Origin of the sequence: Mycobacterium sp. KBS0706 (assembly GCF_005938675.2) — a bacterium.
Classification (GTDB): domain Bacteria; phylum Pseudomonadota; class Alphaproteobacteria; order DSM-16000; family Inquilinaceae; genus Inquilinus.
Genome location: NZ_VCCH02000047.1, coordinates 14,313 through 26,676, shown reverse-complemented (window position 1 = coordinate 26,676; position 12,364 = coordinate 14,313). Strand labels below are relative to the sequence as shown.

Below are 12,364 nucleotides of genomic sequence, written 5' to 3'. Positions count from 1 at the left end.
CGGAGGCGAGCCATGCCCGAAGCCGAGACCGGGAAGCTTCTCGACATTCTGGCTTACTGGCACAGGATCGAGTTCTTCATTCCCTTCGATCTCAGGCAGGTCACCGAAGAGAAGAGAGGTGAGTGTATCGAGGTCGTTTCGGCCGGCCTGGCCGATAAGACTTCGGTGGAGCTGTGGGATGTCGCCATCGGCGAGACCGAGGAGATCGCCGGATTCAATCTCTATCTCGGGGTCTTCGCCAAGGCGGAAATCGACCAGCTCGCGAAACGCCTCCGCATCGACGCGATCGCCGGCACCGAGGAAAACGAGGATGCCGAACGCGCCGACACCGAGGGCGACACCTGCTTCGCCCGGCTGAAGCTGACGCCGGGCGGCGTGCCGGATCTCGACTCGGTCTCGGTGTCGACGGTGCCCTGGGCGATCGGACGCGCCAACCATGACGAATGGGACGCCCTGACGGACCAGAACCGCGCCGATGCCTTCGCCGACCTTGGTGAGCGTCTGCGCGGTGCCGAGACCAGGCGGCTTCTGGCAGCGGGCGACAAGGAGAGGCCGGGGCTGAGCGGATCCGACCTCGTCGCTCTCATCGGACTGCTCCAGGACTGGACCGGCTTTGCCCCCAGGCACTCCCAAGCCGCCGCGCTGCAAGTGATGACACGGAAGAAAAGGACGTCGGAGAGCTCGGGGCCATCTCACCGAGCGGCGGATCAGACCATCCCGGAGCACTCCGAAGCCGGTGAACAACCGGCCGATGGCGACGACGACGAGAGCGCCGCCACAGATCCCGAGATCGACATCCTGAACAGCTTCTACATCCTGGACCTGGAGCGGGCGATGGCCGCCCTGCGCCGAGGCGAGGTCCCGGCTGCCCTGGTCGCCTATCTCGATCCGCCTGCTTCGGAGCGGATCGATCTTTACTCCGGGAAAGGACGCCGGGCGATCCTGGACATGCTGCATCCGCACCGCCTGCCTTCGGGACGCTGGTTGCGGACGCCGGGGCAGGCGATGAGCCTGATGCAGCAATTCGCGATCAATGCCGTTCTCGAACGCCCCAAGGCAGACGGCGTGTTCTCGGTCAACGGTCCGCCAGGCACCGGCAAGACCACTCTGCTCGGCGACATCATCGCCGAGATCATGGTCCGCCGGGCGCGGGCCCTGGCCGGCCTCGAGACGGTTGCGGCCACCCTGATCGACGCCTCGATCCGCGTGGCCTTCGCGCGGTCGGATGATCCGGCCTGGATCCGCCAGCTGTCTCCCGATCTCGTCGGCCACGAGATGGTGGTCGGCTCGTCCAACAACACGGCGGTCGAGAACGTCTCGAAGGACCTGCCGAAGCGAAAGGCGCTCGGCGAGGGCTGGCGGAGCACCAGCTATCTGCGGCCGGTGGCTCACAAGGTCGTGGTCCAGCAGGGAGACGGAAGGTTCAAGGAACCCGCCGATCCCGATGACGCGCCCTGGGGCTTGATCTCATGCGCCCTGGGCAAGTTCGCCAACCGCCGGGATTTTGCGGATCGGGTGTTCTTCAGGGCGGAGCAGCGGGGCCGCAAGCCCGCCTTGCGAGACCCGGTCGCGACCATCCGCGAATGGATCGACGCCTATGACGGCCCGTCCTTCGCCGCGGCTGCCCAATCGTTCCGCGAGGCGGATCAGGCCGTATCGACGCAGATCGCGGCGTTGGCCGAACAAGCCGACATCGCGGCCGAGATGCTGTCGTCGGATGGCACGGACCTCCTGGCCGCCGCGGCGGCGAAGGCCGAAGCGGCGGGGACGGCGCAGCAGGCCGCCACGACGAGGCTCGCCACGATCGAGGCCGAGCTCGCACAATGCTCCCACAGGCTGGCCGATCTCGCCGAGGAGGAACGGCTGATCGACCGGCAGGCGCCTGGTTTCCTGGCCTGGCTGTTCCACCGGTCCAAACATCGGGCCATCCGGGAGAGCCGCCGGGCCAATGCAGAAGAGCAGCTGACCCACCGGAGACGCCTGCGGGTTCTGGAAGCGCAGTCGGCCTCCGCTTCCGCGACGCTCACCACAGCCACGGAGGCGCTCGCCGCGGCCCAATCGACGCTCGATGCGGTGGAAGCGCAGCAGTCACGCAAGCGCGATCGCTGGGAAGACCTGCGAGACCGCCTGGGACTCTCGGAACTGGCGGATCTGGAAAAGGAGACGGTCCAGGAGAGAGGGCTCTGGCATGACGACCGCCTTGCCGAGCTGCGGTCGAGCCTGTTCAGCGCCGCGCTCGTCCTGCACGAGGCGTGGCTGGCGGAGGCGGGCAGACATAAGGACAAAGGCGGGCATGGCTTCGGCGGCAATCTGACCGCGATCAGCCGGATGCTGAAGGGCGCGCGCCCGATCGACGCCGACCACGCCAGGCTGATCTGGCAGAGCCTGTTCATGGTCGTCCCGGTCGTGTCCTCGACCTTCGCGTCCTTCGGCCGCCAGTTCCAGGATCTGGGGCCAGGCGACATCGGCTGGCTGTTCATCGACGAAGCCGGCCAGGCCCCGCCTCAGGCGGCGGTCGGTGCGTTGTGGCGGGCCAGGCGCGCGGTGGTCGTGGGCGATCCGCTGCAGATCGAGCCCGTGTATACGGTCCCCGCCCGCCTGATCGAGGCTTTATCGGACGGCATCGCGGCGGTCCAGGAGGGGCAATATGCGCCCAACCGCGTCTCGGTGCAGCAGCTCGCCGATCGAGCGAATCCGTTCGGGGCGACGGTTCCCGCAAACGACCGGGACGAAAGCATCTGGATCGGCAGCCCCTTGCGTGTCCACCGGCGCTGCGCCAGGACCATGTTCGATATCGCGAACGCCATCGCCTATGGCGGCAAGATGATCTTCGCCACCCGTCCGGATGAGGATGGATACACAGGGTGGGTCGATGTCGCGGGCCCGGTCCGGGAGGGCAGGCAGGTGGTTCCCGAGCAGATCGAGGTCGCAGTCCAAGCCGTGCTGGATCTCTATCGACAGAACCGCGGGGCGCTGCCGCCTCTCTACCTCATCTCGCCGTTCCGCAGCGTCAAGCAGGCCCTGACGCGGCAGATCACCGACATCGACCGCTGGAAAGCGCGGCTCGACCCGCTCGGTCTGGCCGTCCCCAAACGTAAGGATCTCGCCAGCTGGTGCAAGGAACGCATCGGCACGGTCCATACCTTCCAGGGCAAGGAGGAGGTCTTGGTGCTGATGGTGCTCGGTGCAGACCATGCCCATGCCAACAGCGCCAGTTGGGCATCGTCGAAACCCAATTTGCTGAATGTCGCCGCGACCCGGGCCAAGCGGGGCTTCTACATCATCGGCGATCAAAGCCTCTGGGGCGGCAAGCCGTATTTCCGGACGGCACGGGACAGGCTGCGCCGCATGTCGCCGCAGGAATTCCTCGACGTCCTGGGCAATCTGACCGGAACGCCCTAGCCGGGCCGCCAGCGCAGCACGGACAGCGTGACCAGGCACAGAGCGGCGAGGGTCAGCAGCGCGTTGGCGGCGTGGGAGTATTCCCATTGCCGCCGCAGCGCCGCCCAGTCATCCGGCACGGCGGTCCAGTCCGCCGTGGCCTGGTTGGCAGGATAGGTCCACAGGAAGAACACCGCGAGGGTGGCGGCGAGGCAGATGACGCCGGCCAGGGCCAGCCGGAACGGCACCGGCTGATGCCGCGCCCCGATGACCAAGGCGAGATCGGCCGCAAGGGCCGCCACCAGGACGATGCCGAGCAGGGCCCAGCCGCGATAGATCTCCTGGACGGAGAAATAGGCGGCCTCATCCAGGCCCAGCTTGTTCGGCATGACCAGCAGGTGCGCGCCGCCCGGGACCAGCGCCAGGGCCGTGAGCACCACAGCCAGGAACTGCAGCGCCTTCATCGGAGATCTCATCGGTTTCCGATGAAATTAGATGCCGAAGCGTCGACGGGAACCCCTGTCGCTCAGCCGAGCCGGAAGCCCAGCGCCTCCGCCTCCCGCGGCCGCAGCACCCCGTCCGCGACGCGGCCGGACGCCGCCTGCCAGTCGTAGAGCGCCTTGGCGGTGAAGCCGTTGAACACCCCGGCGGTGAAGCCCCAATCCGGGATCAGTCCGAGGCTGATGAAGGCATCCTGCAGCAGCCGCACCTCGGGACCGCTCGATCCCGGCATCAGCCGGGCCAGGCCCGGGGCCTGCTCCGCCATCAGGCGCAGATGCCGGCCGGCCACCAGAAGGTCGTCGAAGGCCAGGCCGGTCTCGGCCAGGTCCGGGCTGGGGGCGAGGCCGGCCGCCGCGCGGAAGGCGGCGTAGTCGCCGGTCGGGTCGGCCGGCGGCAGGTGCCGGCCCGGCAGGGTCTGGCAGCCGGCCGAGGAGAACTCGATGCCGTCGCCCGGCCAGCCGGCGGCGTGGATGTTGTCCTCCGGCGCGCAGATGTCGAAACGGCCGCTCAGATCGTAGCCGGCGCCGTCGGCCGAGCGCCACACCGGCACCTCGACCGTGCGGTCGAGCTGGAACGCCCCCTCCTCCGCCGGCCGGCCGGGGGGGATATGCGGGCCGATAACGTAAGGGTGCAGCCCCGGCGCCAGCATGTTGGCGATGCGCTTGTCCGGCGCCTCGGCCTGGCGACGCATGTAGTGTGCGTTCGGGACGGTCGAGCCGGGCCAGGCGATCAGCCGACCCGCCGGCCGGTCCCAGACCCCGAGGACGCAGCGCGGCGCGTGATGGTCCGGCCGGGCCTCGCGCAGCTGCAGCGCCTCGGACCACCGACCGGCGGAGTCCGGCTCAGCCAGGACGCAGCCGCGCAGCCCGAACAGGATCCTCGCCCCGCGGGGCCGGAAGCGGGACAGGCGGCACAGGTGGTCGAGGGCGCCGGCCTCCGCGGTGAAGACGGTGTCGGCGAAGGGCGCCGCCAGATGGGCGTAGTTCGGCGAGCGGTCATCATCGTGCCAGACGGGCGGCATGCGGATCCCTATCCTTCGAGCAGCGTGTGCAGCCAGGCCCCGACCGCCGGCAGGAACCGCCGGTGCTGCGCCATGTGCGGGCCGGTGGTGTACACCGCGGCGACGAGGCTGCGGCCGGACGGTGCTTCCCAATAGGCCATGTCGTGCCGGGTCTCGCCGGTCCAGCCGGCCTTCGACCACAGCCGCACGTCCCGCGGCAGCGCGTCGCCCAGGAAGCCGCGGACCTGGTCCTCATAGCCCGGAGGCAGCCGCTCCGGGTCGCGCTCCGGCTCGCGGTCGAGCAGGTCCAGCATCCGGCCGCAGGCGGCGGGCGAGACCAGCTGGCCGGCGACGATGCCGTGCAGCAGCGCCGCCGCCGCGCGCGGGGCGATCAGGTTGCCGCCATGCGCCCGCGCCGCCTTCTCGCGGCCATAGGGCGAATCTTCGTAGGTGCTGTGCCACAGCCGCAGCCGGTCGAACTCCGGCCAGCCCCAACTTTCGAACCAGCGATGGATCGCCTGGCGCTTCTCCCACCAGGCCGCCATCTCCGCCGCCGGCAGCGGGCCGCCCGGCGTGGTGCCGGTCATGCGGCCGAACAGGTAGGTCGTGGCGTCGTTGCTGGACTGGCGGATCATCGCGGACAGGGCGCGCAGATCCTCCTCGTCCGGCTGCAGCCGCCCCGCCTCGAACCAGTGCTGGAAGGCGACCAGATAGAAGCTCTTGCAGGTGCTGGCCGGATAGACCGCGACCTCGTCGCGATAGCCGAAGACCGACCCGTCGGAATAGCGGTCCGCCGAGCCGTCGCGCAGCCGGCTGGGATAGAGCCGGAACGTCAGGCCGAAATCCTCGGGCCTGACCTCGCCCTCGAACTCGTCCAGCAGGTCCTGAATCAGCATGTCCATCAGACGGCGCAGGCGGCGACGAAGGCGGCGAGCACGGCGCGGTCGGCGTCGCTGCGCAGATACTCGGGGTGCCATTGCACGCCGAGGCAGAAGCGCTGCCCGGGATGCTCCACCGCCTCGACCACCCCGTCGGGAGCGACGCCGGAGACGATCAGCGCCGGCCCTGCCGCCTTCACCGCCTGGTGGTGCGAACTGTTGACGCCGAAGCGCGCCGCGCCGGTGATGCGGGCCAAGAGCGTGCCGGGCGCGACCTCGACCTCATGCGCCGCCTTCCAGCCGGCCGGGTCGTGGATCTTCCGCTCCGGGCTGTGGTCGAGCGCGTTGTCGATCTCGGCCGGGATGTGCTGCACCAGCGTGCCGCCCAGCACCGCCGCCAGCAGCTGCTCGCCGCCGCAGATGCCGAGCACCGGCTTGTTCCGCGCCACCGCACCCTTGACCAGCGCCCATTCGAACTGGGTGCGCACCGGCTTGGTCTTCACCGTCTCGTGCACCGAGCCGGCGCCCCAGAGTGCGGGGTCGACGTCGAAGCCGCCGCCGGTGACGACGATGCCGTCGCACAGGTCGAGATAGCGGTCGGCCGCGTCGACCAGATGCGGCAGCGCCAGCGGCACCGCGCCGTACTCCGCCAGTGACCCGCAGTAGTTCTGCCGCAGCGCGTACCAGGGCGAGGAGGAGTAGCCGCCCGGCTCCTCGGCATCCAGGGTCACTCCGATGACGGGCTTGGCCATGATCGTCCTGTGCGGAAGCGGAACGGATCCTCCGGTGATGCCCGCCGCCCCGGCGGCTGTCAAATTCCGGTCGGTTATGGGCTCCGCACCGGGCGTTATCGCCTGGCGCTGCGGGTGCGCTGCGTCGGCTTGCCGGTCAGGTGGTCGAGGAACAGGTGCGCCGCCTGCGACAGCGGATAGTTCTCGTGGTGCAGCGCCGTGATCGGCAGCGTGATCTCCGGCACGATGGCGCGGGCGGTGACGTCGGGCACCGCCCAGGCCTGGGCGGTGTGCTCGTCGACGATCGCCGAGCCGGCGCCGTAGCGCACCAGCGGCAGCGCCAGGTAGTAGGTCTGGATCAGGTTCCTCGGGGCGTAGCGGATGCCGGCGCGGTCGAAGGCGTCGGACAGGGTGGCGCCCATCGAGGTGTCGGGGTCGACGCCGATCAAGGTCTCCACGTCGATCCGGTCGAGCGTGATCTCAGCCGCCTCGCCCGGCCCGAGCGGCGCGGTCGACAGATGCACCAGCCGCGACGTGCCGATCGCGATCTTGCGCATGCCCGGCGGCAGCACCGGCTCGTAGGCGATGGCGAGGTCGAGGCTGTTGGTCGCGATCAGCTCCAGGATCTCGCGGGTGTGATGGGTGCGCAGGTCGAAGCTGACGCCGGGGTGGCGGCGGTGGAACGACGCCATCTGCTCGGTCATGAAGCCGAAGCCGAGGCTGGGCAGGCAGGCGATGCGGACATGGCCCTCGCGCCCGCGCCGGAGGTTGGCGGCGATGCTGGAGATCCGCTCCAGCCCGGCGAAGGTGCGGTCGATCTCGACCTCGAGCAGCTTGGCCTCGCGGGTCGGCACCAGCTTGCCCTTCACCCGCTCGAACAGCCGCAGGCCCAGCTGGTCCTCGGCATGGCGCAAGAGCTTGCTGACCGCCGGCTGGGAGACGTTCAACAGCTCGGCCGCGCCGGTGATCGACCCGGCCTTCTGCACCGCCTGCAGCGCCTCGATATGCCTCAGCCTGATGGTCATCGGACGGAACTCCTCCCCCGACCGGGATGGCACAGCGGCGGGAGCATGACAAGCGCGCCCGGCCGTGCGAGGGTCCCGGCCATGATCCGCATCACCGCCCGCATCGCGCTGGATGAGCGCGACTTCGAGGAGAGCTTCATCCTCGCTTCCGGCCCGGGCGGGCAGAACGTCAACAAGGTCGCGACCGCGGTGCAGCTGCGCTACCCGATCGACCGCGCCGGGATGCCGGACGACATGCGGGCGCGGCTGGAGACCCTGGCCGGGCAGCGCCTGACCAAGGACGGCGTGCTGGTGATCACCGCCCGCGAACATCGCAGCCAGGAGCGCAACCGGGCCGAGGCGGTGGCCCGGCTGGTCGAGCTGTTCCAGCGCGCCGCGGTGGCGCCGAAGACGCGCCGGCCGACCCGGGCGACGCTGGGCAGCAAGATCCGGCGGCTCGATTCCAAGAGCAAGCGGTCGTCGGTGAAGCGGATGCGCGGCAGCCCCGGCGAGGACTGAGCGCCGCCGGCCGACACCGGAATTCGCTTCAAATTGCTGCCATCTTGGGCGCTTATGATGATGTTCCCATGCGGCGGGGGCCGTGGGACAGGGGAGGGGAAGATCATCATGAGTTTCGGCCTGTCGCATCGCGGGCTCGCGATCGCGCTGACGCTGGCCCTGGCCGGCACCGCCGCCGCGCAGACGCCGCCGGCGACGCCGTCTCCGGCCGATCAGGCCGCCACGATTCAGGCGGAGCAGGATGCCGCCTGGGACGCGGTGAGGAAGGTGGTCCAACGCGGGCCGGTCGGCATTCCGCTGATCGACCAGGGCACGCTGGCCCTGCCCGAAGGCTATGCCTTCGTGCCGAAGCAGGAATCGGCCCGCCTGCTGCGCGCCTCGGGGAACAGCGCCAGCCCGACGCTGATCGGCCTGATCTTCCCGCTCAGCGACGAGAACTGGTCGGCGTCGATCGACTACACCGAGGAAGGCTATATCCGCGACGACGACGCCAAGGACTGGAACGCCGACGAGCTGCTGACCAGCCTGAAGGACGGCACCGAGGCCGAGAACCAGGACCGGATCGCCCGCGGCTTCCCGCCCCTGGCCGTGACCGGCTGGATCGAGGTGCCGCAATACGATGCCGGGACCCATCGCCTGGTCTGGTCCGCCAAGGTGGTCGAGACCAACAACCCGCAGGACCAGGGCACGGCGAATTACAAGACCTATGCGCTGGGACGCGAGGGCTATTTCGGACTGAACCTGGTGGCCTCGACGGCGACGATCGAGAGCGACAAGAAGTACGCCCGCGAGTTGCTCGGCGCGATCAGCTACAGCCCCGGCAAGCGCTATGAGGACTTCACCGAAGGGACTGACAAGGTCGCCGAATACGGGCTGGCGGCGCTGGTGGCGGGCGTGGCGGCGAAGAAGCTGGGGCTGATCGCCATCATCGGCGCCTTCGTGCTGAAATTCGCCAAGGTGTTCGTCATCGGCTTCGGCGTCTTCGGCGTCGCCCTGGCCAGGCTGTTCCGGCGCAAGCCGCGCGACGGCAACGTCTCCTAAAGGACATCGGCACCCAGCATGATCAAGATGCTTCTGCTGCTGGTCGGCGGCCTGAAATTCGGTCCCTTGGCGCTGACCGGCGGCACCATGCTGCTGTCGCTGGTGACCTACGCCTTCGTGTTCGGCTGGGGCTATGCCGCCGGCTTCGTGCTGATGCTGCTGGTGCACGAGATGGGGCACTACATCGCGGCCAAGCGGCGCGGGCTGAATGTCGGGGCGCCGACCTTCATCCCCTTCGTCGGCGCCTGGATCCAGCTGAAGGAGCAGCCGATGAATGTCGAGACCGAAGCCTATGTCGCCTTCGCCGGCCCGTTCCTCGGCACGCTCGGCGCCTTCGCCGTGTATTTCTGGGCTCGCGAGGTGGACAGCCGGCTGCTGCTGGCCGTGGCCTATTCCGGCTTCTTCCTGAACCTGCTCAACCTGCTGCCCGTCTCGCCGCTGGATGGTGGCCGGATCACGGCGATCCTGTCGCCGCGGGTCTGGCTGCTCGGCGCGCCGATCATGCTGGGCCTGCTGTTGTGGCGGCCCAGCCCGGTGCTGCTGCTGGTGGCGCTGTTTGCGGCGCCGCAGGTGCTGAAGGCCTGGCGCCACGACCCGAACAGCCCCGAGGCGCGGGCCTATTACAACGCGCCGCTGGACGCCCGGATCGAGTACGGCGTGCTGTATCTCGGCCTGACGGCGCTGCTGGCGCTCATGACCTACAGCGTGCATGGCATGCTGGCGGGCAGCCGCGGCTTCTGATCCCTACTCCGCCTTCCAGGCGCCCCACAGCCGCGGCTTGTCGGCTGCCCAGGGCTTGTAGCCCCTCAGCTTCGGCCCGACCGCATCGACCGCCGGATCGTAATAGAGGCCGATGATCGGCAACTGCTGCGCCGCCAGCGCGTGCAGCTGCTGCAGCGCCTCCTTGCGCCTGGCGGGGTCCTCGGTGCGGATCGACTGGGCCAGAAGCTCCGCCGCCTTCGGGTCGTCCCATTGCCGGGACGGGGTCTTGGCCTTGCTGCCGATCAGGATGCCGTACAGCAGCGACGGGTCGAGCCGGGCCGAGAAGGAGAAGGACTGCAGCTGGAACTTGCCGGCGGTGTAGTTGTCGAGCTGGGTCGCCCAGTCCAGCACCTCCAGCCGCGCATCGATCCCGGCCGCGGCCAGCATCGCGTGGACCAGCACGGCGTTGTCGTACATGCCGTCATAGCGCTTGTTGGTCTGGATGGTGATCGGCTGGCCCTTGTAGCCGGCCTCCTGCAGCAGCGCCTGCGCCTTGGCCGGATCATAGGCCGGCCAGCCGAGGAAGCCGTCGTCGAAGAAGGTGCTGCTGCGGGCCACGGCGGAGGGGTTGGCCTCGGCCAGGCCGTAGGTCCGCGCCTGGGCAATTTGCTTCAGGTCGATGGCATGGGCGATGGCCTGACGGATGCGGATGTCGGACAGCAGCGGATCGGCGGTCTGGACCAGGATCACCGACCAGCCGAGGCCCTGGGCGGTCTCGACCGTGCCGCCGCTGGCCTTGACCTGGTCGATCTGTCCCGGCGCCAGGCTGGGCAGCAGGTCGACCCCGCCGGTGGCCAGCGCCGCCTCCGCCGTCGCCGGGTCGGGCACGATCTGGAAGCGGATGGTGTCGGCATGGGCGATGCGGGCGCCGGCATAGCCGCTGCCGGCCTCGGACAGCGGCCTGTAGTCGGCGAAGCGCTGCAGCACCACCGCCTCGCCGCGCTTCCAGGAGGCCAGCTTGTACGGGCCGGTGCCAACCGGCGCGTTCCAGCTGCCGTCCGGGTTGAGGCTGTCGGGGCTGATCGTGCCGGTGGCGAAGCACTGGACATTGGCGAGCTGCGCCAGGAACAGGGCGTTCGGCTGGGCCAAGCGGAAGCGGATCGTCTGCGGGTCCGGCGTCTCCACCGCCTCGACCTTCAGCCCGGCGGTGCCGTCGAACACCGGCCGGCAGCTCCAGCTGTCGGTCGCCCAGCGCCGGTCCCAGCTCCATTTCACCTCGGCCGAGGTGACCGGCTTGCCGTTGTGGAACAGCGCGCCTTTGCGGATCCTGAAGTCGTAGGTGCGGCCGTCATCGCTGACCATCCAGGACTCCGCCAGGGCCGGGCCGACCGTCAGGTCCTCGCGGTAGCCGACCAGGGATTCGACCACATGCTGCATCACCGTGTCGGTGTTGCCGTCGCGGTTGATGCCGGGGTCACTGCTGCGGATATCCGCGTTCAGCGCCACGGTGATGGTGCCGCCGTCGCGCGGCGCGTCCTGCGCCGCCACGGCACCGGCAGCCAGGACCAGGGCGAGCGCGAGCCCGCCGAACAACGCCTTCATCATTGCCCCCTGTTGTTGTTGTCTCTCGAACCTCAGGCCGCTCGTCGCCGCGCGAGCACCTCCCCGAAGAAACTCTTCACCGCGCCCAGCAACTGGCGGTCGTCATGGCCGATGCCGGGGATGGTGTCCTGCTGCACCGCCACGCCCTGCGACTCCAAGCTGCGGCGCAGCGACCGCATCCGGTCCTGGCGGTTGGCGCCGGCCATGTCCGCCCCAGGCATCCACCAGGCATCGCCCGGCTTGATCGTGATCTCCCAGGTCTCGGTGTCGTCGCCGCCGATCACCATGTGCACCGGCACCCGGCGGATGGCGTCGAGGTCGAGCTCCTTGCCGAACACCGCCTCGAAGTTCCGCACCCCGACCCACCAGTCGTGCTCGAAGTCGAGCAAAGTGACGACGCCGGGCGCGCCGATCGAGGCGCCCAGCAGCCGCTCCGGATGCAGATAGAGGAAGCGGTGGGTGAAGTGGCCGCCGCCGGAGAAGCCGTACATCAGCACCCGGTCGCCCTCGATCCGGTAGCGGGCCTGGGTTTCGGCGATCATGGCCAGCAGCACCGCGTCGTAATGCAGGTCACCGGCGCGCAGCATCTTGTAGCTGGACAGGTCGCCCGGCTCGGTGATGCCGACCGGAAACAGCGGCGCCAGCACGATCACCCCGTGGCGCTCGGCGAAATCGGCGAAGCCGTCGCGGTACCTCTGCATGCCGCGCTCGGTGCCGTGCACGACCACCGCCAGGGGCCAACGGTCGGTGCCGTCCTCGTCGTAATCCTCCGGCACATAGGCGCAGTAGCTGAAGCGCTGGTCGAGACCGCAGGCATAGACCGTGGTCGCCCCGAAATCGCTCGATGTCAGCACCCGTCCGTGCCCATGCGGCCGCGCCATGACGCCCCCCTGCCTCGTTTGATCGAGAGTGAGGCATATTTTTAGATCGATGAAAAGCAACATCACCGCGTATCGGACGGCGTAGCTGTCTTTTCATGCTTGGAAACACATCGAATCAGGTGGC

The 12,364-nt window shown here is 69.2% G+C and carries 11 protein-coding genes; 4 read left to right on the top strand and 7 right to left on the bottom strand.

What is annotated here, in order from left to right:
- Positions 1–12: 12 nt before the first annotated feature.
- On the top strand, positions 13–3,402 hold the full coding sequence (locus tag FFK22_RS23765) for a DEAD/DEAH box helicase (RefSeq protein WP_138890337.1): 3,390 nt from the start codon (positions 13–15) through the stop codon (positions 3,400–3,402).
- On the opposite strand, the gene FFK22_RS23760 is transcribed toward FFK22_RS23765, so the two are convergent.
- From FFK22_RS23760 to FFK22_RS23740, 5 genes are all read right to left on the bottom strand, one after another.
- Complete coding sequence (locus tag FFK22_RS23760; protein ID WP_221938806.1) at positions 3,399–3,845, bottom strand: hypothetical protein; 447 nt, start codon at positions 3,843–3,845, stop codon at positions 3,399–3,401. The two genes, FFK22_RS23765 and FFK22_RS23760, sit on opposite strands and share 4 nt — an antisense overlap.
- A 62-nt stretch (positions 3,846–3,907) precedes the next feature.
- Positions 3,908–4,903: a peptidoglycan-binding protein gene (locus FFK22_RS23755; RefSeq protein WP_138890339.1), complete on the bottom strand. Its 996-nt coding sequence runs from the start codon at positions 4,901–4,903 to the stop codon at positions 3,908–3,910.
- Positions 4,904–4,911: 8 nt separating this feature from the next.
- Entirely contained in the window at positions 4,912–5,784 is an 873-nt protein-coding gene (locus FFK22_RS23750; protein ID WP_186002620.1) for a serine hydrolase, read from the bottom strand.
- The gene (locus FFK22_RS23745; RefSeq protein ID WP_138890341.1) at positions 5,784–6,512 is read right to left on the bottom strand and encodes a gamma-glutamyl-gamma-aminobutyrate hydrolase family protein; all 729 of its coding nucleotides are present in this window, start codon (positions 6,510–6,512) and stop codon (positions 5,784–5,786) included. Before FFK22_RS23745 ends, FFK22_RS23750 begins: the two co-directional genes overlap by 1 nt.
- Before the next feature lie 95 nt (positions 6,513–6,607).
- Complete coding sequence (locus FFK22_RS23740) at positions 6,608–7,516, bottom strand: LysR family transcriptional regulator (protein WP_138890342.1); 909 nt, start codon at positions 7,514–7,516, stop codon at positions 6,608–6,610.
- Positions 7,517–7,597: 81 nt separating this feature from the next.
- Here FFK22_RS23740 and arfB point away from each other — a divergent pair, with 81 nt between their 5' ends.
- The 3 genes from arfB to FFK22_RS23725 all read left to right on the top strand — a co-directional run bounded on the left by arfB (position 7,598) and on the right by FFK22_RS23725 (position 9,796).
- Positions 7,598–8,014, top strand: coding sequence for an alternative ribosome rescue aminoacyl-tRNA hydrolase ArfB (gene arfB, locus FFK22_RS23735; protein ID WP_138890343.1), 417 nt, complete (start codon positions 7,598–7,600; stop codon positions 8,012–8,014).
- 108 nt (positions 8,015–8,122) lie between these two features.
- Positions 8,123–9,055, top strand: coding sequence for a DUF2167 domain-containing protein (locus FFK22_RS23730; RefSeq protein ID WP_138890344.1), 933 nt, complete (start codon positions 8,123–8,125; stop codon positions 9,053–9,055).
- Positions 9,056–9,073: 18 nt separating this feature from the next.
- On the top strand, positions 9,074–9,796 hold the full coding sequence (locus FFK22_RS23725) for a site-2 protease family protein (RefSeq protein ID WP_138890345.1): 723 nt from the start codon (positions 9,074–9,076) through the stop codon (positions 9,794–9,796).
- Positions 9,797–9,799: 3 nt separating this feature from the next.
- Here FFK22_RS23725 and FFK22_RS23720 read toward each other — a convergent pair whose 3' ends face one another.
- Together FFK22_RS23720 and FFK22_RS23715 are read right to left on the bottom strand one after the other, a co-directional pair.
- Entirely contained in the window at positions 9,800–11,359 is a 1,560-nt protein-coding gene (locus tag FFK22_RS23720; RefSeq protein WP_221938805.1) for an ABC transporter substrate-binding protein, read from the bottom strand.
- Positions 11,360–11,391: 32 nt separating this feature from the next.
- Positions 11,392–12,240 carry an alpha/beta hydrolase gene (locus FFK22_RS23715; RefSeq protein WP_138890347.1) on the bottom strand — a complete coding sequence of 283 codons (849 nt, stop codon included), beginning with the start codon at positions 12,238–12,240 and terminating at the stop codon, positions 11,392–11,394.
- Positions 12,241–12,364: the final 124 nt, after the last annotated feature.

Bases quoted from the DNA above. Each gene is read 5' to 3' on its own strand.
- FFK22_RS23765 (WP_138890337.1), top strand. From the start codon at position 13: ATGCCCGAAGCCGAGACCGGGAAGCTTCTCGACATTCTGGCTTACTGG.
- FFK22_RS23760 (WP_221938806.1), bottom strand. From the start codon at position 3,845: ATGAAGGCGCTGCAGTTCCTGGCTGTGGTGCTCACGGCCCTGGCGCTG.
- FFK22_RS23755 (WP_138890339.1), bottom strand. From the start codon at position 4,903: ATGCCGCCCGTCTGGCACGATGATGACCGCTCGCCGAACTACGCCCAT.
- FFK22_RS23750 (WP_186002620.1), bottom strand. From the start codon at position 5,784: ATGGACATGCTGATTCAGGACCTGCTGGACGAGTTCGAGGGCGAGGTC.
- FFK22_RS23745 (WP_138890341.1), bottom strand. From the start codon at position 6,512: ATGGCCAAGCCCGTCATCGGAGTGACCCTGGATGCCGAGGAGCCGGGC.
- FFK22_RS23740 (WP_138890342.1), bottom strand. From the start codon at position 7,516: ATGACCATCAGGCTGAGGCATATCGAGGCGCTGCAGGCGGTGCAGAAG.
- arfB (WP_138890343.1), top strand. From the start codon at position 7,598: ATGATCCGCATCACCGCCCGCATCGCGCTGGATGAGCGCGACTTCGAG.
- FFK22_RS23730 (WP_138890344.1), top strand. From the start codon at position 8,123: ATGAGTTTCGGCCTGTCGCATCGCGGGCTCGCGATCGCGCTGACGCTG.
- FFK22_RS23725 (WP_138890345.1), top strand. From the start codon at position 9,074: ATGATCAAGATGCTTCTGCTGCTGGTCGGCGGCCTGAAATTCGGTCCC.
- FFK22_RS23720 (WP_221938805.1), bottom strand. From the start codon at position 11,359: ATGAAGGCGTTGTTCGGCGGGCTCGCGCTCGCCCTGGTCCTGGCTGCC.
- FFK22_RS23715 (WP_138890347.1), bottom strand. From the start codon at position 12,240: ATGGCGCGGCCGCATGGGCACGGACGGGTGCTGACATCGAGCGATTTC.